Genomic DNA, 24232 nt, shown 5'->3' with positions numbered 1-24232 from the left:
ATGGTGCCTTTTACTCGGCGCTTATCTTAAAAAGTAGGTTTTATGGATTTTTCTTCACACAGAAAACAACTCAACATCGCCGGTAGCCAACTCAGTTACCTCGATATAGGTTCAGGCCCAGCGCTGTTATTTGGTCACAGTTACCTCTGGGACAGCGCCATGTGGGCGCCGCAAATTGCCAGCTTAAGTCAACAGTATCGCTGCATCGTGCCTGATCTCTGGGGACACGGCCAATCGGGCGCAGTCCCAGAAAGCTGCAACAGCCTCTTAGACATCAGCGAGCATATGCTGACTCTGATGGATAGCCTCAATATCGAGCAATTTGCGGTTATCGGTTTGTCCGTGGGTGCCATGTGGGGCGCAGAGCTCGTGCTTAAAGCCCCCGCACGCGTCAATGCACTGGTGATGCTCGACAGTTTTATTGGGTTTGAACCCGAGATCACCCGCGCTAAATATTATGGCATGCTGGATATGATCCAAGCCGCCGGCAACATACCTGCGCCGCTTATCAGCGCCATTTCACCACTATTTTTCGCCGATAATGCCAAACAGAATAATCCCGAATTAGTGCAGCGTTTTGAGGCCTACTTGGCCGCGCAAACGCCAGAGACTATCCCGAGCATTGTTAAGCTTGGCCGAATGATTTTTGGCCGCCGCGATACCATGGAATTTGCCGAGCAATTGACTCTGCCCTGCTTAGTCATGGTCGGGGTTGAAGACAAGGCCCGCAGCGTGCTCGAAAGTTACCTGATGAGCGATGCCATCGACGGCAGTCAGTTAGTGCATATTCCTAACGCAGGGCATATTTCCAGCCTAGAGCAAGCCGAGTTTGTCACTGAGCATTTAACTCAGTTTTTAGCGAAGGTATTGTAACAGCGCCCGTATCAGCAAGGTGCCACCCAACCGTGGCACATTGGATAGACCAGCAAGCGTAAATTTACTGGTATACTCTTGCTACAAATGTGCTGCTTGCATCACTTAGGGCAATAAAGACATTTTAATATGTCAATAAAACAATAGGTTAAAATGAAACTACTCAAACCCTTATTCGATAACAACCGTCGCTGGGCCGGACGCATTCGCCAAGAGCACCCTGATTTTTTTGAGCAACTGGCGAAACAGCAGAACCCTGAATATCTTTGGATTGGTTGTTCCGACAGCCGAGTACCTTCAAACCAAATCATCGATTTAATGCCGGGCGAAGTTTTCGTTCACCGCAATATTGCCAACATGGTGATCCACACCGATCTTAACTGCCTGTCAGTACTGCAATACGCCATTGATGTGCTTAAGGTGAAGCACATTATGGTGGTAGGACACTACGGCTGTGGTGGTGTACGTGCGGCCATGGGGAATCAACGCTTAGGGCTTATCGACAATTGGCTCGGTCATTTACGTGATGTTTACCGTCTTCATCAGGATGAATTAATGCAAATGGATGATGCCAAGCGTTTCGACCGTCTGTGTGAACTCAACGTAATTGAACAAGTGGCCAACGTCACCAGCAGCACTATCGTGCAGGAAGCTTGGGCTCGCGGCCAAGAACTGGCGATCCACGGCTGGATTTACGGTATCGATAATGGTCTGTTAACCGACCTTGATGTGACTGTCGATCGCGCGCAAAAGATTTAAATCGGTTTGCGTGAAACGCGCCATAAGCGCCGCCAAAGACCTGCCCCGTGCAGGTTTTTTGTTTTAATGCATGCCAATATCTATCGCACGCCACATACAAGCTCCATCCGCCTGAATTAACTTGTTGCCAAGATAATTTCACACTCACCTTATTGGCTCTTAACGACGCAGTTCATCTCAACCAATCGGCTAAACCTCGAGCTGCACCTCGCTTAATGGACTCGCATGCCCTAATACAACGGCTCGCAAAGGCTAGCAAACACGAACACATGCAATAACACAGTGTTAAGTGAGCAAAATCTAAGCTCGAAACGTCAACATGACCTTATTTTCATCAATAAAACATCGCAAGGGATCTTTAGCCCAGTTATAATCCGCCAGTTAATTGCAGCGCGACCATGCGCCACAAATTCTAAGGAGATACCTTCCATGCCCGGTTTTGAATTATTTGGTCCAGAAGAAAAGCAAGAAGTCGCCGATGTGATGGAGCACGGCTTTACCTTCCGTTATAACTTCGACCATATGCGTAATGATCGCTGGAAGACTCGCGATATGGAGCAACTGCTCTGCGAGAAAATGAATGTTAAGCATGCTCACCTCTTATCTAGCGGTACTGCTGCGCTGCAAACAGCCTTAATGGCGGCAGGCATTGGTGCTGGCGACGAAGTTATCGTGCCACCTTTTACCTTTGTTGCTTCTGTAGAAGCGATTTTCATGGCCGGAGCTGTGCCAATTTTTGCCGAAATCGACGAGACACTGTGTCTATCACCAGAAGGTATTGAAGCGGCGATCACCCCACGTACTAAAGCGGTAAACTTAGTACACATGTGTGGCTCTATGGCCAAGATGGACGAAATCAAAGCCGTTTGCGCTAAGCACAACATCGTATTGTTAGAAGATGCTTGCCAAGCCATTGGTGGCAGCTACAAGGGCCAAGCCCTAGGTACTATCGGTGATGTAGGTTGTTACTCTTTCGACTCTGTTAAAACCATCACCTGTGGTGAAGGCGGCGCGGTGATCACCAATAACACCGAAATCTACGATCACGCCCACATGTTCTCCGATCACGGCCATGACCATATTGGTAAAGACCGTGGCGCCGAGTCACACCCAATTATGGGCCTGAACTTCCGTATCTCTGAAATGAACGCGGCCTTAGGTTTAGCCCAGTTACGTAAACTCGATACCATTATCGACATTCAACGTAAAAACAAAAAAGTCATTAAAGAAGCGATGGCGAGCATTCCTGAAGTCAGCTTCCGCGAAATCCCCGATCCAGAGGGTGATTCAGCTGGCTTCTTAAGCTTTATGTTACCAACAGAAGCGCGTACCCAAGAGATCAGCAAAAAACTGGCTGAGAATGGCGTTGACGGTTGCTTCTATTGGTACGTGAACAACTGGCATTATCTGAAAAACTGGAAACACATTCAGGAGCTTAAGGCCCCTGCTGCGTTGCCAATCACATTAATCGCCGACAGACCTGACTATACTCAAATTTCTGTGCCGAAATCTGATGCCATTATGAGCCGCACTATTTCCATGCTCATTAAATTGTCTTGGACCGATGCTCAGATTGCCGAGCGTATTGAAAACATTAAGAAAGCATTTGCCCAATAATTACACGGGAGTTTTTGCAATGAGTTTTAAAAATTTTAAAGTAGTTGAAAAGATGATCTTCGGTCGTGGCTCCTTCGCACAATTAGACGAAGTATTAGCTGCTCAGCGTAAGGCCGACGATGACTTCGTGGTATTTTTAGTCGATGACGTTCACCAAGGCAAACCACTCGAAGCACGCATCCCAGTGAAAGCCCAAGACTTACTGATTTGGGTTAACGTAGATGATGAGCCAAGCACAGTGCAAATCGACACCCTGACCGAGCAAGTTCAAGCCTTCAACGGCAAACAACCGGTTAGCGTCGTCGGTTTAGGTGGCGGTTCAACCATGGACGTGGCAAAAGCGGTATCACTGATGCTGACCAACCCAGGCGGCTCTGCCATGTACCAAGGTTGGGATTTAATCAAAAACCCAGCGGTTCACCACATTGGTATTCCAACGATTTCAGGTACGGGTGCTGAAGCATCACGCACCGCAGTATTGTGTGGTCCAGTGCGTAAACTGGGTCTGAACTCAGATTACACAGTTTTCGACCAAATCATCATGGACTCTGAGTTAATCGAAGGTGTTGAAACTGACCAATGGTTCTACACAGGTATGGATTGCTATATCCACTGCGTTGAATCATTAGAAGGTACCTTCTTAAACGAATTCTCTAAGTCATACGCCGAAAAAGCCATGGAGCTTTGCCGCCAAGTGTACTTAGAAGATCACCCAGAAAAAGACGACAAGCTGATGATGGCGTCATTTATGGGCGGTATGAGTATCGCTTACAGCCAAGTGGGTGCATGCCACGCGGTATCTTATGGTCTGTCTTACATCCTCGGCTACCACCATGGTATCGGTAACTGTATCGCCTTCGACGTGTTAGAAGAATTCTACCCAGAAGGTGTAGCTGAATTCCGTCTGATGATGAAGAAGCACAACATCACTCTGCCGAAGAACATCTGTAAAGATCTGCCAGATGAAACCATCGCGAAAATGGTTGCCGTGACTAAGAGCATGGGTCCATTATGGGCAAACGTGTACGGCCCTACATGGGAAGAGAAAGTCACTGACGAAATGTTGACTGCTCTGTTCCGTCGCATTTAAGCTCTCAAGCAGATGACAAGGGCTCGTTGTGAGCCCTTTTGTCTATCTACACTGCATATCTTTGATAAATTAGGATAATTTAATGAATGTGACTCTGTTAATCCCGGCGCGTTACGGTTCAAGCCGCTTCCCGGGCAAGCCCTTAGCCCCGATTAACGGCAAGCCGATGATCCAACACGTGTACGAACGCGCGTCGTTAGCCAAAGGCCTCACCAATATTTATGTTGCAACCGATGATGAGCGTATCAAAAGCGCCGTAGAAGGCTTCGGTGGCAAAGTGGTCATGACCAGCCCTGATGCGGCATCGGGCACAGACCGTATCAATGATGCGATTAACCAATTAGGTTTGAAGGATGACGATTTGGTCATCAACCTTCAAGGCGACCAACCCCTAATCGACCCGACTTCCATCGAGCAAGTGATCAGCCTCTTCGAACGTCATCCAGGCGAGTTCGAAATGGCGACCCTCGGCTATGAAATTGTCAACAAAGCCGAGCTCGACGATCCTATGCATGTGAAGATGGTGTTCGATAACGACTACTACGCGCTGTATTTCTCCCGCGCACGTATTCCCTTCGGCCGCGATACCAAAGATTATCCAGTTTACAAGCACTTAGGCGTGTATGCTTACACCCGCAGATTCGTGCAAGCCTTCGCCGCCCTCCCCTTAGGTCGTCTCGAAGATCTGGAAAAATTAGAGCAGCTACGCGCCCTAGAACATGGCCATAAGATCAAAGTCGCCATCAGCGCCTTCGACTCAATCGAAGTTGACACGCCGGAAGATATTCGTAAGTGTGAGCAGCGTTTAGCCGTTGATTAATCAGGGCGTTGCTCAATAAGGAGTTGTCATGTCGAGCTTAGAAGTGTGGATCATTATTATTTTGGTGGTGGGTGTGATTGCCAGCAATCTTGCCGCACTGAAATACAGTGCCAAATTCAAACTGCCACAGTTTGGTCAGCACGATAAAGAAAAGCAGTTAAAGACCGATAATCGCGCGAATTCCTCACCCGCTGCCGATAAGTCTGCGGATACGGCGATTGAAAATCGCGATAAATCAACCCAAGTTGAGCAAGATAAACCCTAAGCGAGTCGCTTTACTCCTCTGATTTATCAATCAAAAAGGCGCAATAGCGCCTTTTTTGTGGGAGAGAAATAACGTTTCGGCCTAGCTTGGCGTATACGTCCAATCTTTCACAGCAAAGATGAAGCATTGAATAATAAAGATTTATACCCGCCACTAAAATGCGTCAGGAAAAGAACACCCTCACGTATTGAAGTTTCATACAAGCCGAAGCAAGAGCGCGTGGAAAGGCACAAAAGCGTGTCAGGACGTCAGCTGTATCAGGTGAATTTCGGGTAAAAATATCTATGGGTTAACGCCCACATTTAGCGAGTAAAGCCGCGCAGTGGGTTGACGTCACCGCCAGCACTTTTTGCTGGCGATAAAATTTGATGGTTAGGAGACGGCACGGCTCATATAGTAAAACAGAACATCTTCACTTGTTAAACCAAACCCTTGTCTCTTATACAAATGAACGGCAGGGCTATTTTTAAACACTTTAAGCTTCAAAATGTGAGAGCCATGCTCTTTAGCCAGACGTTCCGCCTCAGCAATAGCGATGGAGCCAATCCCACGATTCTGGTAACTCTGATCCACTTGTAAATCTCGTAACCAGCACTCTTCGATGTCAAAAGATAATCTAACAACACCCACAAGCTTTTCTTCAAACACTATATCAAAGTTCACAAGATCTTGTGTCATTTGCTCAATCTGAGCTTCATCCCAATCTACAGCGTATTGTGCATAATATGGCTGCATATTCGACAGAGTAAAATGTGCTGCTTTTGCTAAATCCATAGCTGGTCTAAATGTAACCACCGATCTAGTCTCCTAACGCCGTTGTAACCGGCAAAAAATTGTTGGCTAAAATTTTGTGAGGCACGAACAAAGCCAACTGTTTTTTGTTCGCGTTTACAACTTTGTTAGCTGTGCGCTGCGCGGTCATTGTAAATGCTATCGGCTCGTTCAAAAACAGCTCTGTGTTCATTTGAACATACCGCAACTTCAGCCCAAGTAATAACGGCGTCGAAATTCCTAACAGTAGTTGCTTTAGGCCTGTATTTCGATGAGCACAACGCTACAAGATAAACTTGATTCCAAGGTAGCTCACTACTCTGTATCATTTCTTTAGCAAGAACCATCTTTTCGATTTGATTAGGGCTAAATTTTTGGTTTGCTTTGGCCTCAACCAATACGATTGATTCATCAGAAAGAACAAACACATTATCGAATGTCTGTTTCTCAAACGACTTATCTTCACGACCAATATATCCCTCTTTCGCTAAATCTCTGAATAAACATATTTCATAGCCACTATCTATTATTTCAACACCACTATCCAAACCTAGCTTATTGATTAACAACGTTTGAAGCGGTTCACGATCGCTGACATACGCATGATGCAGAGATGAAGTAAAAAAAACTTCCGTTCTTGTTATTTCACTTAATTTTTTCATATACATTTGAGAAGCCATGAGATTAATTGCTATTGACACCTAACGCCCTGTTAAGGTGTGAGCAACGCAATACTGAAGCTCCCGCATACCACCTTAAACACTAAATGCAACACATAGTAAAAATGCCACGCGTTGCGAATCACTCTTAAACAGTTTGTTATATTTATGCCATCACCATTGGGTGAAGTTTTACATACTTACCATTCATATTCTTCATGAAGTCTGTCTCAGCCTGAAATTCAAGAAAGTCATTCCACGTGAAACTTTGCTTCCCTCTAGTCAATTTATGCTCAATTGAAGTGAGTAATATTGACTCATTCAAGAAACAAAACCTGTCATACATAAGATGCCGATACGAGAATAATGCATTAGCAAAGAAGTAGGATTTAAGCTCTTGAGAAAGGTCTTCATTTTTGCCAATAAGGCAAGATGAAAAAATAATAATCTTGTCGTGGTTCTTTTTAGGGAAAGCTTTTAAATTCTGCCCATTAAAGCATTCTCCATTTGATAGATAAAATCCATCTTCATTACCATGCCCAGAAAATATTATGACTTCTTCTTTTATCTTTTTAGAAAAGAAATACTCTAAATCACTAAGTGAATGTACTCTTTCATGACTGAACTTCCAGCCTGCTGATTTACAGAATGGTTTCCAGAAATCAGCTGAATTTCTGGAAACAGTATCTTTGATATTCTTGCCATCCAAAACTGTATCAAAGACTCTTATACCATTGATCATTGAAACTCCTATTAAAAAATATAACGCCCAAAGCAGCGGCGCGCGTTAGCGCGTCCAGCCCGTAGGGCGATGCTGCCTTTGCTTGTTATGAGTTTTGCTGCCACATTTCGAGAATGCAGACAGAACCATTTTCATTAAAACCAAAACTAACCCCTAAGTCTTGAAATATTACATCTTGGTTTTTATCGACCACTGCTTTAGAACCTTTCACAACCATTGAAGCTAATTCCGTTCTAGAAAGTTTAGCCAAAGCAACACCGTTAAATTTAATTCTCTCACTGGCATTGGCACGAAACTCAACCACGCGGGAATTTGGGAGAGGCTCATCACCGTCGCAATCATTAAAGCCAACTATTAAATCGGAGTAAAACAAAGTGTCGTTTAGGTTACCTCCCATCCATTCTTGATAGACGAGATCAGATCCCATTATTTCTTTCACATCTTGTGGGTTCATCCCAAACTTAATATTTCCGATTCCTTTGTTTGGATATATTTCCATACTACTCATGACTCATAACGCTTTGCTAATGGGCTGCCGCAGCGTAGCGTAGGCAGTCCCGTGGAGGCCACGCGGTTTGTGGTCGGAACGAAATTAAGCAATTTGTTATATGCCGTTACTTAATAAAGAAACTGTACCTTTGGCTATCATCCAAGGACCAGCATATAACCCAAACTCTAACCCAACGTACATTAGTGATTCGTGTAATTCAGGGTTCAGAAAACCGATTTCAATTTCTAATTTGTCGCCCGGAAATGCTTCTTCAACATCACCTAGGTTAATCGCACATGATGCGAAAGAAGAGCCTGAAACCTCCAATCCTTTGTAGGATATGGTTGGCCTAGCACCACTAGCAAATCTCGCCAAACAGTCCTTATCTTCAACTTTTAATACTTCAACTTCAGCTAAAATAGCAAAACTCATTAAGACATTTCTCTAGGCATATAACGCCCGGCTAAGCCGCCGGAATGTAGTTGATTGGTTTGCGCTAGCGTAGCGCCTTAGCGCAAAGCAAGCAACGTAATGGAGGTCGGATTAAGCCGTTTGTTATGTGAAAATCATTGCTGATTGAATGCCACATACGCCCATGCTTAGGCACTTTGCAATGCGCTAATGTTTTTTGCGCGCCTGCAAGGTTTTTTTCCGACAATGCGCTCTGTTTTTACAGTATGCGCTAGAGTGCTGAAAGCCCACCTGCTGCCCCAATTAAACACCTCACACCATGAAAAAAACATAACGCCCAATTAAGGGGTGAACAACGCCTCCACCAAACCTAAAGCATTGCGCCATAAACACTAAATTTGAAGTAGAAGCAAAAATGCCAAGCGTTGTGAATCCCTCTTAAATTGCTTGTTATGTTTTTAAACTAACGCCAGCTTTACCTCGTGGTACATTTAGAAAAGTATGGAGTTTATACACATGCTTATTACTATAAATGTCTTTGTACTCCAACGTAAGCTCCTCTTTGTACTCCCCTGATTGACTTGCTAAATTGGTATCAATACAAAATATCCAGCTCATATGCTCATTGGGAGCGATATGACCCAACGATCTAAACTCTTGGAAAACGCCAGTAGACAGATCCGCTAATGCGACCTTTTTACCTTTTGAGTTGAAGATGTTTACATCCAACGCAGGTCCTATACCAATATTCTTTAAAGCTAAGTTGATAAACCTGTCACCACGATTAGGATCACTGGTAACGTATGTTACAGGGTCAACTTTTACATCATAATTTTCAAGAAAGTAGAGACACTGTTTCGAATTTTTGTCACTTAATGAAGGCTCCGTAATCAAAAATGGTCTAACATTTTCAGCCCTTTGCTTGTGAAATATCATATAGGCAGCAAGGAATGCCAAAACCCCGCCTGAATATCCGCCAAGGAAGCCTAACCAACCATTAATGTCTCCGATCATTTCGCCAGGTGCATAAGTAACATATAGTTTGAGCAAAAATGGGGAAATCAAAGAAAACAAGATCAAAACAATAACGACTGGCACGTAATTCTCCTTAAAAACATAACGCTTTGCTAATGGGCTGCTGCAGCGTAGCGTAGGCAGTCCCGTGGAGGCCACGCTGTTTGTGGCTGGAACGAAATTAAGCAACTTGTTAAATGGCAACCAACTACAAAGCTCAAGATGGAACCCATTCATTTTTATCATATTCATAAGCCCACCAATCAGCATCACCTGGAGCAACGCCACTAATTATTTCTATCCGAAGATATTGTTCGTTTGGCATATACTTTTTGGCTGCTTCTTTTGCCAATTCGAAAGTAGCATAAGATGAAACATTTTCGCCTGCGTAAAGCCTGAAACCATCAGTGTTCATAAATGCCATTTAACGACGTGCGCATGGGCGCGAGTTTACGAGCGTCCCGCCGCCGCTTGCGGCGGCGTAATGCCGCACCTTGTTATGTGGCTGCACTGTTGTATTTAAAACGGACATTTAACCTGCCCTTACTTGCGTATTTTGAAACACTATTTGAAAGCGTACCGGAAGGCTCTGGCTGCCGGTTATTTCCTTTAAATAGAGCTAGCGACTTGTTCCCGATAACAGCTTCCCAGCTATGATCTCGACCTGCCACCGTGGCCAAGTACCGTTTACTTGCCAAGTGCTCAAAAATCTCATTTAAAGTAGCGTGAGCTGGAACTTTAAAACTATAGGAATGCGGGGCATCGATATCATCACCCATACAAACGCTATCTCTTTCTACTTCGACAAAATACTCGTTCATACGATAATCACATAACACCAAGCGCACGGGCGACAAACCGCCTGCGGTTTGCGTCCCTGTGGCGCGTTTTGTTAGCAACCCGTGCAACAAACAGCGCCAGCCGTGCAATTTAAAAACTAACGACAGCAAAACTACAAAACCAAGCTGCCGCTTCCGGGTCGTTGGCGCAAGACGCCAACGGTTTGTACTACTTTCACTTCCCTTTCAGGCCAGTTGCGCGATGAAAACCGGCTTTGAAGTAACGAACTGACAAAACCACCGAACGTACCGCAAAAGCGCAATTGAACCGACCATGCTTTTACAAGCTAACGCCCATGTAACCGGCAGTTTTTGAGGAGTAGTTTTGTGCAAAAATGGAGCGGAATGCACAAAAGTTCGGAGCAAAAGCTGTCCGGTTGACATGTTTGTTAGGCTATTGAAGGACCCTACTAGGCCCAGCCCTCGCTGAGGACTGGGCCGACAGCACCTCGCACCCTCATAGATTGGGAGGGCGTAGGGAGTTGCTCTATTTGCAACGAAACGGTGGTTGGACTTGAGCATCAGGCTCTCTTTGTTTCGTATGCGGATTAGTTATTTCGAAGTTACCATTAAACCACTGCAGGCCGAGAGGAGCAATATCTCTATCTATCAATTGTCCTGAGATATACCTTTTCTTTTCAATAACAACCCCACAATGAGAGCCTCCAGTGTTAGGCTTTCGAATAACAGAGACGATTTGTGGGATTGGACCAACAGTGTAATTTTCACTTTGACTAATAGTTTGATAGAAGGAATGAAAAACGTCACGACTGGTTGATTGGTTCGGATTTTCGATTACTTGTCGCTTTTTATATTGCGTTTTAAATTCATCTTCCCCACTACCAGCAATAACTATGGGACCTGACACACTAGGGAAATTTAATTTCGTTTTAGTTGTTTTATTAAAATTAGAATCAATACGAAAGCATTCAAAGTCGCCGACTGAACTCACTGTCGATTTTCCGCATATCACAACGGTAAAAGTTCCGGTTGACAGTTTTGCTGGGTACTGTTTGTAATTTCTTACAATAAGGCGGATGAATATATCTACTAAGTCTTCAAGAGTCGTACCCTTGTATTCAGGTATTGCTTCAATCACTGCTATCGCTTGTGAAATGAGCATTTGACTGGAAAGTGAATCTCCACAATAACCTAATATTGCTGGAAATTGTCGTAGAGCAAATGTTTTATTTGCATTGTCAAAATAGTCCTGATCACCCCAAGAAACTCTACTATCGGTAGCTATATATACCGAAGCAGGGCTTCTAGAATCGATACCAGTCCAAGCTACAAGTAATGTCATTTATTTGAATGCCTAACGTTTGGTTAAGGGGCGGGCTTTAGCCCGTCCCAGTGAGCGAAGCGAACGGTTTGAACCATTTGTTAGGGGGCAACACCACGCTCCATTCGAAGTAAATTAGGCTCAGTGCCTACAACAAGAAAGCCAAGGCGCTGGTATAGCGATTTTGCTGGGTTGTCATTGAAGACTTTTAGTCGAATGGATTGTAGGTTTCGCTTTTTTGCGATTGATGTGATTTGAGATATTACCCAGGTTCCGATACCTTGGCCGGTATATTTTTCTGTAATCTGTATTTCGCGTATGTATAGGTTGGCGCAGTGCATGTTTAAACTCAAGAATCCAACCTGAGTATTGGCTTCAAAGATAACGTAGCTTTCAAGCGCGTTCCATTCCTGTGAGAAGTCATCGCTGTTCCATTCGAGATCATAACGCTCGTAGTAATGGCGCATATTCTCTTGTGCAAGCCCATTAGCGAAAATTACATCACGCATGCTTGCAGGCGATATTCGAAGATCCATCTTTGACGCCTAACATTTTATTAGTGCGCATGCGCGTTTATCTCGTTGGACCAGTGAAAACGCGCACTGTTAACTATCTGTATGCAAAGAACTTATCAGCATTCTGTTAAATATACCATCAGTAAAAACGCGCATGCGCGTTTTCCAAACCTATTATCTCAAATCGCAAAGACATAACTTTTTGATAAACATAAACAATCTGAATTTGTTCATGTACAAACGCGCAAAATTTTTTCACTATTCTCCTTGATATCTTGGAATTTCAAATAATACTGTATAAAACAACAGTATTTAAGGACGAGGGCCATCATGAGTCTAAAAAGCCCATTTCTAAGCAGCCTTCAAGAAGAAATGCGTATGCGTGGTTACAGTATTAGAACGGAAAAAACCTATCTGTATTGGATCAAGGCCTTTATTAACTTTCACGGCAAGCGTCACCCTGAAACAATGGGAACGGAAGAAGTTACACAATTTTTAACCTTCCTTGCCAATCAACGAAATGTGGCCATCAACACACAAAAAATTGCACTTAACGCGTTAGCCTATTTGTATCAGAAACATTTGCACCATGAGCTTGGGGATTTAGGTTTTTGCTATGCCACTAAACAGAGACATTTACCGACAGTGTTATCCCCATCAGAAATCTCACTAATACTAAATGAACTTGATGGCCGCGATAAGCTAATAATAGAACTACTCTATGGTAGTGGACTAAGAGTGTCAGAATGCCTCAGGTTACGTATCCAAGATATTGATATTGAGAGAGCTTCGCTGAGCGTTAGAGACGGTAAAGGACATAAAGATAGGCAAACCATCCTCAGCCATAGATGCGCAGAAAAGCTCACTACATATATTGAAAAGGCTATTAAGACTCAACAGAATGACAACCTTCGAGGGATAGGTCCATCTCTGCCAAATGCATTAGAACGCAAGTATCCCAATGCGTTTAGGCAACACGGATGGATGTTTATTTTCCCTTCTAGTACAACCTGTATCAATCCTTATACAGGAACACTTTGCAGGCATCATTTACATCAAAGTGTTATTCGTAAAGCGCTCGGGAATGCCGTGCGTAATATTCAAATGAATAAACGCGTCACCTGCCATACGTTTAGGCATAGCTTCGCAACCCATTTGCTTCAAGCTGGTCGTGATATAAGAAGTGTTCAAGAGTTACTGGGCCACAACGACGTTAGTACCACACAAATCTATACACATGTACTTGGCCAACATTTTGCGGGGACAACTAGCCCGTTAGACACATTATAAATGTCAGAGTCCTTTCGAAACTCAGCAGTATTACTAAAATTTGGTCTACTTACAGCTTGCTGAGTTAATTGTCAGTAGCCCCGATAACGCGCCATGGTGAAACGAGCCAGAAAAGGCGATAGCGAACTAAATCCCGCCTATGCCACATACGGATTTTTCTTCGCCATAAAAAAGGCCAAGTGTGGAGAGCACTTGGCCTTTGGCTGGAGATGGAATGTGAGTCGAGTCTAGAAACCTTCAACCCCTGCCATATCGGGAAGATGGTGAGCAATCCCTTTATGGCAATCGATACAGGTTTTCTCACCACTGGCCAAGGATGTTGAGTGCATCTGGGCGGCGCGTGGCGACTGTCTGGTAAAGTCCATGTAGGTAAAGTTATGGCAGTTACGGCACTCGAGCGAGTCGTTTGCCTTTAACCGTTCCCATTCATGTTCGGCCAGCTCGCGACGTTTGTTCTCAAACTTTTCGCGGGTATTGATGGTACCAAACACTTTACCCCACACTTCTTTCGATGCCTGCATCTTACGGGCAATCTTATCGGTCCAGTTGTGCGGTACGTGGCAGTCAGGACAAGTCGCACGCACACCACTGCGGTTTGTGAAATGGATAGTCGACTGTAACTCTTGATAGACGTTATTTTCCATTTCGTGGCAACCGATACAGAAGGCTTCTTTGTTGGTGGCTTCAAGCGCGGTGTTAAAGCCCCCCCAGAAGATCACTCCCGCCACAAAGCCACCTAAGGTTAAAAACCCTAAACTGTAGTGCACACTCGGACGATTGAGAACTTGCCAGATCTTTTTGAGTTTATCTAACATGCTGACTCCTAGTGTGTTTTCTGCTCAGTGTTCGCTTTAATCAGATGATCCATATCCACAAAGTCGTTCTCGACCAGTAATTTGGCATCCAGTTGCGGCACATGGCACTGAGTGCAGAAGTAACGTCTTGGCGAAAGCTCAGCTAAGAAATTGTTATCCCTATCCATATAGTGAGTCACGCTGACCATAGGCGCTTGGGAGTCCCCCGTGCGGTGTCTGGCATGACATGACATACACTTGTTGACCTTAAGATCGAGCTGATAACCGTCGATCTTGTGCGGGATCACTGGTGGCTGCATCGGGTAGTTACGCATCTCTTTGATATCTTTGTTCAGCACCGCCTGCATCGCGGGCGGAGTTGGCTCAACGTTGATTGGCGCCTGACGCAAAGTATCTATTCTGTCCTCAGGAATGCTCGCCGCAGTCACGCTGGTCATCATCAGGGTGGAGAAGGCAAGCACACTGAATGCTGAGACTAATTTGAATGTTTTCATCCTGTACTCCTTATACCTTGACGATTTTCACGGCGCATTTCTTAAAGTCGGTTTGTTTTGACAGTGGATCTGTCGCATCCAAGGTGACTTTGTTAATGAGCTGACTGGCATCGAACCAAGGTACAAACACGAGTCCCGCAGGTGGTTTGTTACGGCCACGGGTTTCGACACGGGTTTTGATTTCACCGCGGCGAGACACTACGCGCACTTCATCCCCACGGCGTAAACCGCGTTTTTTGGCGTCCTCTGGGTGCATAAAACACACTGCATCGGGGAAGGCACGGTAAAGCTCTGGCACGCGTTGAGTCATCGAACCTGAATGCCAATGCTCAAGCACACGTCCAGTTGATAACCACATATCGTATTCATCATCTGGTGATTCTGCGGGTGGCTCGAAAGGCAAGGCGAAAATCACCGCGCGGCCATCGGGTTTACCGTAGAATTCGAAGCCAGTGCCAGCCTTGACGTAGGGATCGCTGCCCTCACGGAAACGCCACTTGGTTTCTTTACCATCGACCACGGGCCAGCGAAGACCATGAGCTTCATGGTAGGCCTCGAAAGGCGCTAAATCGTGGCCATGACCACGGCCAAAGGTCGCATATTCTTCGAACAGGCCTTTTTGAACATAGAAGCCAAAATGTTTCGCCTCGTTGTTCAAATACTTAGGATCGGTATCGGCCAGTGGGAACTTATCGACATTGCCGTTTTGGTACAGCACTTCAAATAAGGTTTTGCCCTTAAATTGTGGATTCGCCGCTAAGACTTCCTTCGACCAGACCTCGTCGGTCGTAAAGCGCTTAGAGAACTCCATCAACTGCCACAGATCCGAGTGGGATTCGCCAGGCGCTTGCACCATTTGATGCCAAAATTGAGTACGACGCTCAGCATTACCATAGGCGCCCTCTTTCTCAACCCACATGGCGGTTGGCAAAATTAAGTCCGCAGCCTGAGTCGTGACAGTGGGATACGCATCGGACACCACAATAAAGTTGGCAGGATTGCGATAGCCAGGTAAGCCTTCCTCATTGATGTTCGGCCCTGCCTGCATATTGTTGTTCACTTGCACCCAATAGCAGTTCAAGTCGCCATCTTTTAAGCGGCGGTTTTGCTCTACGGCATGATAACCGGGTTTTGGCGGAATAATGCCACTAGGGATCTTCCAAATTTCTTCGGCGTGTTTTCTATGCTCTGGGTTAGTCACCACCATGTCGGCCGGTAAACGGTGGGAGAAAGTCCCCACTTCACGAGCCGTACCACAGGCAGAAGGCTGACCGGTTAACGAGAACGGACTGTTACCAGGGGTCGAAATCTTACCAGTCAGTAAGTGGATGTTATAAATCAGGTTATTACACCACACGCCGCGGGTATGTTGGTTAAAGCCCATGGTCCAGAAAGAGGTGACCTTGGTATTAGGATCGGCATAGAGTTTGGCCAACTCGATAAGTTTAGCCTCAGGCACACCCGACATCTTGCTGACCTTCTCCACCGTATATTCGGCCACAAAGGCCTTAAAGGTATCGAAATCAATCGGAGTCGAATCCCCTGCCGTTTTCACGTTCTTGGCTTTCTGCTCCAGCGGATGGGTTGGACGTAAACCATAGCCGATATCCGTGGTACCTTGCCGGAAGTTAACGTGCTTCTTCACAAAGTCCCAGTTCACTTTATCGTTTTGAATGATGTAGTTGGCGATAAAGTTTAGGATGGCTAAGTCGGTTTGCGGCGTAAATACAATCGGTAAATCCGCGAGGTCGAAGGAGCGATGCTCAAACGTCGAGAGTACAGCCACCTTCACATGGGATGCACTTAAACGACGGTCAGTCACCCGAGTCCATAAGATCGGGTGCATTTCGGCCATGTTGGAGCCCCAAAGCACAAAGGCATCGGCCGCTTCCATATCATCGTAACAGCCCATAGGCTCATCGATACCGAAGGTGCGCATAAAGCCGACAACGGCAGACGCCATACAATGGCGCGCATTCGGGTCGATGTTGTTAGAGCCAAAGCCAGCCTTCATCAGCTTAACCGCGGCATAACCTTCCCAAACGGTCCACTGACCCGAGCCAAACATCCCAACTGCAGTCGGGCCTTTGGCTTTTAGGGTTTCTTTCCATTTCTGCGCCATGATATCGAAGGCACTGTCCCAGCTGATGGGGGTAAACTCACCGTGCTTGTCATACTTGCCGTCGGTCATTCTCAGCATTGGCGTCGTTAAACGATCGCTGCCGTACATAATTTTCGACAGGAAATAACCTTTAATACAGTTAAGGCCGCGGTTCACTTCACTATTTGCATCGCCGTGGGTAGCAACCACTTTGCCCTCGCGGGTCGCGACAATCACAGAGCAGCCCGTACCACAGAAGCGGCATGGGGCTTTGTTCCACTCTAATTTAGTTTGTTCTGAGCTGGTGATTAAATTGCTCGCCGACGCCGGCAGTGCTAAGCCTGCCGCGCCCGCTGCTGCAATCACCGCATTGGCTTTGATAAAGTCACGTCTATTCATGTTCATTCTTCACCCTCTTCGAGCTCTTCACTCTGGTGGTAAACCATAGTGGCGGACAAGACGCCAGGAATGGCATTAATCTGTTCGATACCGTCCATCAAGGCACGTTGGGAGTCACCTTCAAGTACGACGACGAGTTTCACTTCGTTATTAACAGAGAGTTCGGCATTTTCAATCGCCATAATGTGTTGCCTAACATCCGCCATTTTTTGTGGCATGACTTGCACCACTAGACTCGTGATATGAAGCTCTTTGCTCATCCGACACTCCGCTTATTCATGCTGTTGTTATTGTTCTTTAGGCCTCAACCTGCACCCGGTGGGCCGGTGAAGATTTGGCTAAACCATATGGCAAATCCCAATCCACTCACCAACAACACGGATAAGAGGGGGGCGAGAAATACGGTTAAAAAGATAAAAATTTTCAGTTCTAAGGATTTTTCTGCTGCGCTGTTAGCACTCATGCGTCCTCCAAGAGGTTCGTTCCTGTGATGGATTGCTCTGACCAATGCAGGATTTATAGGTATCTCAATTGCATCTTTGATCCACGAAATGATCATAGCGTTAAGGTGTTAACAAACTGTATACCTCCAAATCGGTAAACCCTTTGATGCTTGATCCAGATCATCAATTTGGCGATAGATTTAGTTAGATCATGGTTTTTAAGCGTTTTTTTAGATTGTAAATAGATTGATTGGTTATGTTTTTTTATTAACCAATTGCTAAAGCATGGAAAAAAGATAGGCGCTCAGCAAGTAAAGCGCACAAGATTTAAACAAAATATTCCTTAAGGAGTATTAGGGGATGGTAAAGGAAGGCGCGAATGACCGATTATCCACGGCGAAATCGGCTTAATATCTTCGTCAACGCGTTAACTCACTCAAGAAACAGCCAAATCCCCTACCGTATTGGCTAATTGACCACGCAAATTTGAGGTTCTTAATATCGCCATTAAGACCCATTCATTCGCCACCGACTTTGTCCTTTGGGGTTAGCCTGTGATAGCCCAAAGCGAAAGTCTATGCAGTAAGGGACAAGTCTGTCGTGGCTAATGGTAGTTAGGTGAAAATGATCAATAAAAAAGCCGAACCCTAAGGTTCGGCTTTTAATGCTAAAGATAACGCTACGCTCAACTCACTGAATCTACAGATTCAATCCGTAATGTATCAACATCATTAACTCAGCAGGATATGGTTTAAGATACGCTTCTCCGAGATGGGATAAGCCGTTCCCAGCGCCTGTGCAAAGCAAGACACCCGATACTCTTCAATCATCCAACGGGCTTCAATCAGTGCCGCAGGTACGGGCTGTGAGCGCGGCACCTTGGCAAGTTGCGCCGCTAAGGCCTCCTGCACTTTAGTGATACTCTGCATATGCAAACGGTCACGGGTCGGATCCACAGGCAACTTATCGATACGGGTTTCAATCGCCTTTAAGTAACGCGCCACATCCGCTAAGCGATTCCAACCACAGGCTTCGACGAATCCCTTAAACACTAATTGGTCTAATTGGCTTTGAATATCACTCATCGCAAAAGCGATATCTAAGCTAATTTTACCCTTAGTCCGCTTTTTAATGCCCTGATAGAGCGTCAAAATCTGCTCCACTTTTAGGGCGATTTGCTCAGCCGTTGGATTCAGCTCTTGGCGTACCCAATCCTTGGCCTGTTCGAACTGAGCGGCATCGCGTACATCCAGCGCCTTTTCATCAAGCAATTGCTGCACCGCTGCGGAAATGATGTCATCAATCAGAATTTGCACTTGGCCAAATGGATTGAAATACATCGCCAGTTTTGCCTTGTTCGGCAGAGCCTGTTGCAGGTGTTTTACCGGCGATGGAATATTGAGTAAAAGCAAGCGACGTAGACCTTGACGATGCGCCGACTGCGCCTCAAATTCATCATCAAATAATTTGATGGCAACTGAGTCTTTATTATCAATCAGTGCGGGGAAAGCCCGCACTTGGTAGTTACCCTTACGCTGTTCAAACTGTTTCGGTAAGTCGCCAAAGGACCACTCGGTGAGCGCTTCTTTCTCAATGCCCTTATCCGCCACTTGACGTATCGCCTTAGCGACAACGCCCTGTAACTCGGCCTTTAGGGTATCGAGTACCCGCCCCTGTGCGACTAATTTGCCCTTGTCGTCCTCAATCTTAAAGTTCATCTGCAAATGCGCGGGCATCTGCGTGACATCAAAATCTTCGGGATTGACGCGCGTGCCACTCATACGCAAAAGCTGTTTGCACATGGCGTCGAGTAAACTGGCGCTAAAGGGCTGCATCGCCTGTACGCAGGCGCGGGCATAATCGGGCGCAGGCACAAAGTTACGTCTTAGTCCCTTAGGTAAAGACTTAATCAGGGCAACGCATTTCTCCTCACGCATCCCCGCCACCAGCCAATCGAAATCCGTATCATCGATTTGATTGAGTAGCGCCACAGGAATATGCACAGAGACACCATCATCACTCGCCGCAGGATCAAAGTGATAACTCAGTTGCAAGCGAATATTGCCCTTATGCCAAGTGTCGGGGAAATCGAGCGCCGAGATGTGATCGGCGCTGCGCTGCATCAATAGTGACTTATTAAAATCGAGTAAATCGGGTTGAGTTCGGCGCGCTTCCTTCCACCAGCTAAAGAACTTAGGCGCGTTATAGATGCCTTCGGGAATGCGCGGCTCGTAAAAGTCCATCAACACTTGTTCATCGACCAAAATATCGCGGCGACGGGACTTGTGCTCGAGCGCTTCGACATCCTCTAGTAACTTTTGGTTAGCGATAAAGAAGGCTTCTTTGGTTTGTAATTGCCCTTCGGCAAGCGCGCTACGGATAAAGATCTCCCGCGCTTCAACAGGATTAATCGGCCCATATTGCACGCGGCGGCGATGCACCACGGTCAAACCGTAGAGTACTTGGTTTTCAAAGGCAATCACACTGCCCTGTTTTGCCTCAAAATGCGGCTCGAGGTGATTCTTTTTAATCAGATGCGCCGCTAACGGCTCGAGCCACTCGGGTTCAATTTTGGCGCAGCAGCGGGCAAACAGCTTAGAGGTTTCGGTCAGCTCCGCCGCCATGATCCATTTCGGGCCTTTTTTCGCCAGCGGTGAACCAGGGAACACAAAAAACTTACGATTGCGCGCGCCTAAGTACTCGTTGTTATTGTCCTTAAAGCCGATATGGCTAAGTAGACCCGATAACAACGCACGGTGCAGCGCATCGTAGTTGGCTGGCGTCTCGTTTAAGCGCCACTTTAAATCGTGAACCGCTTGTTTTAGCTGAGTATATAAATCCTGCCATTCACGCACACGCAGGTAGGCTAAGTACTCGTCGCGGCATTTTTTACGGAACTGGCTGGCGGATAATTCCTTTTGCAGCTCTTTTAAGTGCTGCCATAGGTTCACCCAACTGACAAAATCAGAATGGGGATCGGCAAAACGGCGATGGGCCTCATCGGACGCCTGCTTTTTATCCATGGGACGCTCGCGGGGATCTTGAATCGACAGACCTGCGGCGATCACTAACACCTCATTTAAGCAACCAAGTTGGTGGCTTTCGACCACCATACGCGCTAAACGTGGATCGACGGGGATTTGCGATAACTGCCGCCCCAGCGGCGTTAACACTATATTGCCCTTCTGCTGCTTAACCGCCTGTAATTCCTCAAGCAGTAAGAAGCCATCGCGAATATGGCGCGGATCGGGCGGCTCAATAAAGGGGAACGCCGCAATATCGCCAAGGCCGATGGCAAGCATCTGCAAAATCACCGAGGCTAAGTTTGTGCGTAGGATTTCAGGATCGGTAAACGCGGGACGACTGTTAAAATCCGCCTCATCGTATAAACGAATACAAATACCTGGACCAACACGGCCGCAGCGGCCTTGACGCTGATTGGCACTGGCCTGTGAAATGGGCTCGATTGGCAGGCGCTGCACCTTAGTGCGATAACTGTAACGGCTGATCCGCGCTGTGCCTGGATCAATTACATAACGAATACCAGGGACTGTCAGCGACGTTTCCGCCACGTTAGTGGCAAGCACGATGCGACGCCCAGTATGGCTGCTGAATACCTTGGACTGCTCGCCGTAAGACAGGCGCGCATATAACGGCAAAATCTCAGTATCGCGGTAATTGCGACGATTAAGCTGCTCGGCAGTATCACGAATTTCACGCTCGCCGTTCATAAAGATCAGAATATCGCCCAAGCCTTCTGCGACTAACTCATCTACGGCAGCAAAAATCCCTTCGATTTGGTCGAGATCCGCTTCGGTATCTTGCACCAGCGGGCGATAACGGGTTTCCACCGGATACGTCCGGCCAGAAACTTCGATAATAGGTGCATTATTGAAATGCTTAGAAAAACGCTCAACATCGATAGTCGCCGAGGTGATGATGATCTTAAGATCGGGGCGTTTTTTCAGAATTTGCTTGAGGTAACCCAAGATAAAATCGATGTTGAGGCTGCGCTCGTGCGCCTCGTCGATAATGATTGTATCGTATTGATCTAAATAACGATCCGAGGTGAGTTCCGCCAGTAAAATCCCGTCAGTCATCAGCTTGATATAGGATTCACTCTTTAAGGCATCGGCAAAACGCACCTTAAAGCCCACCACTTCGCCGAGCGGACTTTGTAATTCTTCGGCAACACGTGTCGCCACGCTGCGCGCCGCTAAACGGCGCGGCTGGGTATGACCAATAAAGCCGCGACTACCAAGGCCCAGTTCTAAACAGATTTTCGGGAGCTGAGTGGTTTTACCCGAACCAGTTTCACCCGCAATGATCACCACTTGGTTTTCACTGATGGCTTTAGCTATTTCTTCGCGCATGCCGCTTACGGGCAAATTATCTGGGTATTGGATTTTCGGGCGCGCCTTAAGGCGCTGCTCGACCTTTTCGAACGCTGATTGCGCCTGCTCGGCAAGTTTGGCTAACTCTTGGGTTTTCTTATCAGAATCGGCTTCTTTATTGAGCTTAAATAAACGGCGGCGGATCCGCGAGGCATCACTTTGAAAGCACTGCTTGAGAAAGTCGCTCGATAGCGGATGTTTGTCAGAGTTCAAAACCAAATTCCATTGCTAGCATCGAAAACAGCGATCCTAGCAAGGAACGTGACGTATTGGTACGACTAATTTGGCCTCAAAAGGATGAAAAATAGGCAAATTAATCACCTTTTGAAAGGCTTAGCGCTTAGAGCTTAGAGCTTAGGCGGGTGCTAAGTAACATTGCTGCATATACACATTCATGGCGCGCAGCACGTTCGTGCGGTTAATGGTGCCGACGACTTTGCCCTGCTCAACCACGGGATAAATCTTAGGTTTAGAGCCAAGCATTTGCTCTGCTAATTGCAAAATGCTGTCATCGGGACCGACATACAAGACTTCGGTGCGCATACAATCTTTTACCACTGAGGTCATATCACAGTGATAACTGCTCTTTAGCATCACGGCTAAACAATCTTGCTGGGATAAAAAGCCCACTAAATCGCCGTTATCATCCACGACGGCGGCACCCATCTTGTTATTGTCTAACAGTTTTTCAACCGCAGTGGCCAGCGACATATTGGCGCGTAGCAATACGGGTTGACGATCCATATGGTCGCGTATTTTTATTGAATCCATAGCAATCTCCCCAATCTATCCTTTACTAACTCAACTCGGCTTACGCTTTGAGTCTAGTCAAAATCTCGCAAGTGGTAAGCGATTAATATCGATTGGACTTATCTATTTACTCAGCGGGAAGGAAATTGGGCGGATAAAAGCGGTGATTTAGAGGGATAACATTGGGCCTACAAACGCCATTTTGAAAGGGATGGCTTAGAGGTATTGCCTTAGCGCATGTTAAGCACGCGCTAAGGCAATAGACTGTATCCTTATTGGTCCTGCCAAATCATCACTTGGGCAGGCTCGCCATTACTACGGGTAGCGCGGTACATGCCTTCGGTGTTAAATGGCGTAGCAATATTGCCCCTGTGGTCGACAGCTATCACACCACCAGAGCCGCCAGCGGTGATAAGGCGTTGATTAATCACTTCATCTGCCGCTTGAATAATGGATTTTTGCTGGTATTTCACCTTAGCGCAGATATCGCCCGCCACTTGGTAGCGAATAAAAAACTCGCCGTGGCCCGTGGCCGACACAGCGCAAACGCCGTTTTCGGCATAGGTGCCAGCCCCAATCACGGGCGAGTCACCAATGCGACCAAAGCGCTTGGCCGTCATACCACCAGTGGAAGTGCCCGCCGCTAAGTTGCCGTTTTTATCTAAGGCTACAGCACCAACGGTCCCAAATTTATAATCGAGATCTTTCATCTCAATACCCGCAATTTGATCTGATTTTTCAGCCGCCTGCAGTTTTTGTCTGGCATCGAGTAATTGCTGATAACGGGCATCGCTATCGAAATGGCTGTTAGGTACCAGTGTAAAACCTTGGGTTAAGGCAAACTCCTCGGCGCCTGCGCCCGACAGCATGACATGCTCAGACTTATTCATTACGGCTAAGGCCAAATCGATGGGATTAGCGATATGGCGTACACCCGCTACGGCGCCCGCATTCATGGTTTTACCATCCATAATCGAAGCATCTAACTCGTGGCCGCCATCATAGGTGTAAACCGAACCGACACCGGCGTTAAACAGCGGGCTGTTTTCTAATACATTGATAGCGGTTTGCACCGCAACTAAGCTATCACCGCCCTGCTCGAGCACTTTTGAGCCTTTATCGACGGCCTCTTTAAGCTTGTCTTTATAGGCCTGACGCAGCTCTGGTGTGAGGTTGGCCTTAGAAATCGTGCCAGCGCCACCGTGGATCGCAATGGCAAAAGGTTTTTCATTCGCTTGGGTATTTTGTGACATAAAAAGTGCACTCGAGAGAATTAAACTAAAGGTGGCTAATTTTATTTTCATTATTTACATCCCCTTAAACAGTAACGTCCTTTGTAACCATTTCAATGACTAATTTCAATCATCTCCTTGCCTGTTGCGCCTATTCTGGCGACAAT

25 protein-coding genes are annotated in these 24232 nt (G+C 46.3%); 7 read left to right on the top strand and 18 right to left on the bottom strand.

The window, feature by feature from the left end; translation table 11 throughout:
* The first annotated feature begins 42 nt into the window (after positions 1 to 42).
* The 6 genes from CBX96_RS05030 (at position 43) to CBX96_RS05005 (ending at position 5424) form a co-directional block, all read left to right on the top strand.
* Positions 43 to 873: an alpha/beta fold hydrolase gene (locus CBX96_RS05030; protein ID WP_109285931.1), complete on the top strand. Its 831-nt coding sequence runs from the start codon at positions 43 to 45 to the stop codon at positions 871 to 873.
* Between the two features lie 153 nt (positions 874 to 1026).
* Entirely contained in the window at positions 1027 to 1632 is a 606-nt protein-coding gene (gene can / locus CBX96_RS05025) for a carbonate dehydratase (RefSeq protein ID WP_086903490.1), read from the top strand.
* A 429-nt stretch (positions 1633 to 2061) separates the two neighbouring features.
* Positions 2062 to 3249 (top strand): 8-amino-3,8-dideoxy-alpha-D-manno-octulosonate transaminase KdnA, encoded by a 1188-nt coding sequence (gene kdnA / locus CBX96_RS05020; RefSeq protein ID WP_011716906.1) that lies wholly within the window; start codon positions 2062 to 2064, stop codon positions 3247 to 3249.
* A gap of 19 nt (positions 3250 to 3268) precedes the next feature.
* Positions 3269 to 4339 carry a 3-deoxy-alpha-D-manno-octulosonate 8-oxidase KdnB gene (gene kdnB / locus CBX96_RS05015; protein ID WP_011716905.1) on the top strand — a complete coding sequence of 357 codons (1071 nt, stop codon included), beginning with the start codon at positions 3269 to 3271 and terminating at the stop codon, positions 4337 to 4339.
* An 82-nt stretch (positions 4340 to 4421) separates the two neighbouring features.
* Positions 4422 to 5159 carry an 8-amino-3,8-dideoxy-manno-octulosonate cytidylyltransferase KdsB gene (gene kdsB, locus CBX96_RS05010; RefSeq protein WP_011622622.1) on the top strand — a complete coding sequence of 246 codons (738 nt, stop codon included), beginning with the start codon at positions 4422 to 4424 and terminating at the stop codon, positions 5157 to 5159.
* Between the two features lie 28 nt (positions 5160 to 5187).
* Positions 5188 to 5424: a DUF2897 family protein gene (locus tag CBX96_RS05005; protein ID WP_109285930.1), complete on the top strand. Its 237-nt coding sequence runs from the start codon at positions 5188 to 5190 to the stop codon at positions 5422 to 5424.
* Between the two features lie 372 nt (positions 5425 to 5796).
* Here CBX96_RS05005 and CBX96_RS05000 read toward each other — a convergent pair whose 3' ends face one another.
* From CBX96_RS05000 to CBX96_RS04950, 10 genes are all read right to left on the bottom strand, one after another.
* Positions 5797 to 6219, bottom strand: a complete 423-nt coding sequence (locus CBX96_RS05000) for a GNAT family N-acetyltransferase (protein ID WP_109285929.1) — start codon at positions 6217 to 6219, stop codon at positions 5797 to 5799.
* Between the two features lie 104 nt (positions 6220 to 6323).
* Positions 6324 to 6875, bottom strand: a complete 552-nt coding sequence (locus CBX96_RS04995; protein ID WP_181382141.1) for a hypothetical protein — start codon at positions 6873 to 6875, stop codon at positions 6324 to 6326.
* Between the two features lie 145 nt (positions 6876 to 7020).
* A complete protein-coding gene (locus tag CBX96_RS21595; protein ID WP_219930412.1) occupies positions 7021 to 7596 on the bottom strand; it encodes a hypothetical protein in 576 nt (191 codons plus the stop codon).
* Between the two features lie 85 nt (positions 7597 to 7681).
* Entirely contained in the window at positions 7682 to 8095 is a 414-nt protein-coding gene (locus tag CBX96_RS04980) for a hypothetical protein (RefSeq protein ID WP_146194327.1), read from the bottom strand.
* Positions 8096 to 8200: 105 nt separating this feature from the next.
* Positions 8201 to 8518 (bottom strand): hypothetical protein, encoded by a 318-nt coding sequence (locus tag CBX96_RS04975; protein WP_109285925.1) that lies wholly within the window; start codon positions 8516 to 8518, stop codon positions 8201 to 8203.
* 429 nt (positions 8519 to 8947) lie between these two features.
* The gene (locus CBX96_RS04970; protein ID WP_109285924.1) at positions 8948 to 9595 is read right to left on the bottom strand and encodes a hypothetical protein; all 648 of its coding nucleotides are present in this window, start codon (positions 9593 to 9595) and stop codon (positions 8948 to 8950) included.
* Positions 9596 to 9728: 133 nt separating this feature from the next.
* The gene (locus CBX96_RS04965) at positions 9729 to 9926 is read right to left on the bottom strand and encodes a hypothetical protein (protein WP_109285923.1); all 198 of its coding nucleotides are present in this window, start codon (positions 9924 to 9926) and stop codon (positions 9729 to 9731) included.
* Between the two features lie 82 nt (positions 9927 to 10008).
* Entirely contained in the window at positions 10009 to 10332 is a 324-nt protein-coding gene (locus CBX96_RS04960) for a hypothetical protein (RefSeq protein ID WP_146194326.1), read from the bottom strand.
* Positions 10333 to 10837: 505 nt separating this feature from the next.
* Positions 10838 to 11653 (bottom strand): hypothetical protein, encoded by an 816-nt coding sequence (locus CBX96_RS04955; protein ID WP_109285921.1) that lies wholly within the window; start codon positions 11651 to 11653, stop codon positions 10838 to 10840.
* A gap of 80 nt (positions 11654 to 11733) precedes the next feature.
* Positions 11734 to 12168 (bottom strand): N-acetyltransferase, encoded by a 435-nt coding sequence (locus CBX96_RS04950; RefSeq protein WP_109285920.1) that lies wholly within the window; start codon positions 12166 to 12168, stop codon positions 11734 to 11736.
* 309 nt (positions 12169 to 12477) lie between these two features.
* Here CBX96_RS04950 and CBX96_RS04945 point away from each other — a divergent pair, with 309 nt between their 5' ends.
* The gene (locus CBX96_RS04945) at positions 12478 to 13437 is read left to right on the top strand and encodes an integron integrase (RefSeq protein WP_109285919.1); all 960 of its coding nucleotides are present in this window, start codon (positions 12478 to 12480) and stop codon (positions 13435 to 13437) included.
* Positions 13438 to 13664: 227 nt separating this feature from the next.
* Here CBX96_RS04945 and CBX96_RS04940 read toward each other — a convergent pair whose 3' ends face one another.
* The 8 genes from CBX96_RS04940 to CBX96_RS04905 form a co-directional block, all read right to left on the bottom strand.
* Positions 13665 to 14252, bottom strand: coding sequence for a cytochrome c3 family protein (locus CBX96_RS04940; protein ID WP_011626281.1), 588 nt, complete (start codon positions 14250 to 14252; stop codon positions 13665 to 13667).
* Between the two features lie 8 nt (positions 14253 to 14260).
* Positions 14261 to 14746, bottom strand: coding sequence for a nitrate reductase cytochrome c-type subunit (locus CBX96_RS04935; RefSeq protein ID WP_011716901.1), 486 nt, complete (start codon positions 14744 to 14746; stop codon positions 14261 to 14263).
* 10 nt (positions 14747 to 14756) lie between these two features.
* Positions 14757 to 17246: a nitrate reductase catalytic subunit NapA gene (gene napA, locus CBX96_RS04930; RefSeq protein WP_109286032.1), complete on the bottom strand. Its 2490-nt coding sequence runs from the start codon at positions 17244 to 17246 to the stop codon at positions 14757 to 14759.
* Positions 17247 to 17248: 2 nt separating this feature from the next.
* A complete protein-coding gene (locus tag CBX96_RS04925) occupies positions 17249 to 17506 on the bottom strand; it encodes a chaperone NapD (RefSeq protein WP_011716899.1) in 258 nt (85 codons plus the stop codon).
* Positions 17507 to 17550: 44 nt separating this feature from the next.
* Positions 17551 to 17709 carry a periplasmic nitrate reductase, NapE protein gene (locus tag CBX96_RS04920; RefSeq protein WP_011716898.1) on the bottom strand — a complete coding sequence of 53 codons (159 nt, stop codon included), beginning with the start codon at positions 17707 to 17709 and terminating at the stop codon, positions 17551 to 17553.
* A 711-nt stretch (positions 17710 to 18420) separates the two neighbouring features.
* Positions 18421 to 22302, bottom strand: a complete 3882-nt coding sequence (hrpA, locus tag CBX96_RS04915) for an ATP-dependent RNA helicase HrpA (protein ID WP_109285918.1) — start codon at positions 22300 to 22302, stop codon at positions 18421 to 18423.
* A 135-nt stretch (positions 22303 to 22437) separates the two neighbouring features.
* Positions 22438 to 22854, bottom strand: a complete 417-nt coding sequence (locus tag CBX96_RS04910) for a CBS domain-containing protein (protein WP_011716896.1) — start codon at positions 22852 to 22854, stop codon at positions 22438 to 22440.
* Between the two features lie 251 nt (positions 22855 to 23105).
* Complete coding sequence (locus CBX96_RS04905; RefSeq protein WP_109285917.1) at positions 23106 to 24137, bottom strand: isoaspartyl peptidase/L-asparaginase family protein; 1032 nt, start codon at positions 24135 to 24137, stop codon at positions 23106 to 23108.
* Between the last annotated feature and the right edge of the window lie 95 nt (positions 24138 to 24232).

The sequence above is a fragment of the Shewanella sp. BC20 genome (genome assembly GCF_003129585.1).
Taxonomy (GTDB): Bacteria; Pseudomonadota; Gammaproteobacteria; order Enterobacterales; family Shewanellaceae; genus Shewanella; species Shewanella seohaensis.
This window is presented reverse-complemented; position numbering and strand designations above follow the sequence as displayed.

Coding starts and splice junctions, on each gene's coding strand:
- CBX96_RS05030 (WP_109285931.1), top strand. CDS start 43: ATGGATTTTTCTTCACACAGAAAACAACTCAACATCGCCGGTAGCCAA.
- can (WP_086903490.1), top strand. CDS start 1,027: ATGAAACTACTCAAACCCTTATTCGATAACAACCGTCGCTGGGCCGGA.
- kdnA (WP_011716906.1), top strand. CDS start 2,062: ATGCCCGGTTTTGAATTATTTGGTCCAGAAGAAAAGCAAGAAGTCGCC.
- kdnB (WP_011716905.1), top strand. CDS start 3,269: ATGAGTTTTAAAAATTTTAAAGTAGTTGAAAAGATGATCTTCGGTCGT.
- kdsB (WP_011622622.1), top strand. CDS start 4,422: ATGAATGTGACTCTGTTAATCCCGGCGCGTTACGGTTCAAGCCGCTTC.
- CBX96_RS05005 (WP_109285930.1), top strand. CDS start 5,188: ATGTCGAGCTTAGAAGTGTGGATCATTATTATTTTGGTGGTGGGTGTG.
- CBX96_RS04995 (WP_181382141.1), bottom strand. CDS start 6,875: ATGGCTTCTCAAATGTATATGAAAAAATTAAGTGAAATAACAAGAACG.
- CBX96_RS21595 (WP_219930412.1), bottom strand. CDS start 7,596: ATGATCAATGGTATAAGAGTCTTTGATACAGTTTTGGATGGCAAGAAT.
- CBX96_RS04980 (WP_146194327.1), bottom strand. CDS start 8,095: ATGGAAATATATCCAAACAAAGGAATCGGAAATATTAAGTTTGGGATG.
- CBX96_RS04975 (WP_109285925.1), bottom strand. CDS start 8,518: ATGAGTTTTGCTATTTTAGCTGAAGTTGAAGTATTAAAAGTTGAAGAT.
- CBX96_RS04965 (WP_109285923.1), bottom strand. CDS start 9,926: ATGAACACTGATGGTTTCAGGCTTTACGCAGGCGAAAATGTTTCATCT.
- CBX96_RS04960 (WP_146194326.1), bottom strand. CDS start 10,332: ATGAACGAGTATTTTGTCGAAGTAGAAAGAGATAGCGTTTGTATGGGT.
- CBX96_RS04955 (WP_109285921.1), bottom strand. CDS start 11,653: ATGACATTACTTGTAGCTTGGACTGGTATCGATTCTAGAAGCCCTGCT.
- CBX96_RS04950 (WP_109285920.1), bottom strand. CDS start 12,168: ATGGATCTTCGAATATCGCCTGCAAGCATGCGTGATGTAATTTTCGCT.
- CBX96_RS04945 (WP_109285919.1), top strand. CDS start 12,478: ATGAGTCTAAAAAGCCCATTTCTAAGCAGCCTTCAAGAAGAAATGCGT.
- CBX96_RS04940 (WP_011626281.1), bottom strand. CDS start 14,252: ATGTTAGATAAACTCAAAAAGATCTGGCAAGTTCTCAATCGTCCGAGT.
- CBX96_RS04935 (WP_011716901.1), bottom strand. CDS start 14,746: ATGAAAACATTCAAATTAGTCTCAGCATTCAGTGTGCTTGCCTTCTCC.
- napA (WP_109286032.1), bottom strand. CDS start 17,246: ATGAATAGACGTGACTTTATCAAAGCCAATGCGGTGATTGCAGCAGCG.
- CBX96_RS04925 (WP_011716899.1), bottom strand. CDS start 17,506: ATGAGCAAAGAGCTTCATATCACGAGTCTAGTGGTGCAAGTCATGCCA.
- CBX96_RS04920 (WP_011716898.1), bottom strand. CDS start 17,709: ATGAGTGCTAACAGCGCAGCAGAAAAATCCTTAGAACTGAAAATTTTT.
- CBX96_RS04910 (WP_011716896.1), bottom strand. CDS start 22,854: ATGGATTCAATAAAAATACGCGACCATATGGATCGTCAACCCGTATTG.
- CBX96_RS04905 (WP_109285917.1), bottom strand. CDS start 24,137: ATGAAAATAAAATTAGCCACCTTTAGTTTAATTCTCTCGAGTGCACTT.